Origin of the sequence: Burkholderia sp. GbtcB21 (genome assembly GCF_019091065.1) — a bacterium.
Classification (GTDB): Bacteria; Pseudomonadota; Gammaproteobacteria; order Burkholderiales; family Burkholderiaceae; genus Burkholderia; species Burkholderia pyrrocinia_C.
This window is the reverse complement of the sequence record NZ_JAGXKA010000599.1, coordinates 1-210: the sequence shown is the minus strand read 5'-3', so window position 1 is coordinate 210 and position 210 is coordinate 1. Positions and strand designations below refer to the sequence as shown.

The window sequence follows — 210 nt, the reverse complement described above, 5'->3', positions numbered from 1 at the left end:
GGCGTGACCGTCCGGGCGCGCCGATACAGATAGCTTTGGCCATCGTTGTACAGGATTCCGGGCATACCCTCGCCGTACAGGTCGACCACCTGATAGAAGCCGGCATTGAGCCCGACCAGCCCCGCATCGAGCGGACGGAAGCGCGCGCGGCTCAGGTCGAACCCCGTGTAAGTCAGCGCCAGCGGCGGCAGCGCGGCCTGCTCGGGCGCC

At 68.6% G+C, this 210-nt stretch carries 1 protein-coding gene; it reads right to left on the bottom strand.

All coding sequences use genetic code 11. From position 1 onward, the window contains the following. Positions 1 to 210, bottom strand: a 210-nt coding sequence (locus KVT39_RS37785; RefSeq protein ID WP_217591556.1) for a hypothetical protein, incomplete at both ends; no start/stop codon positions are given.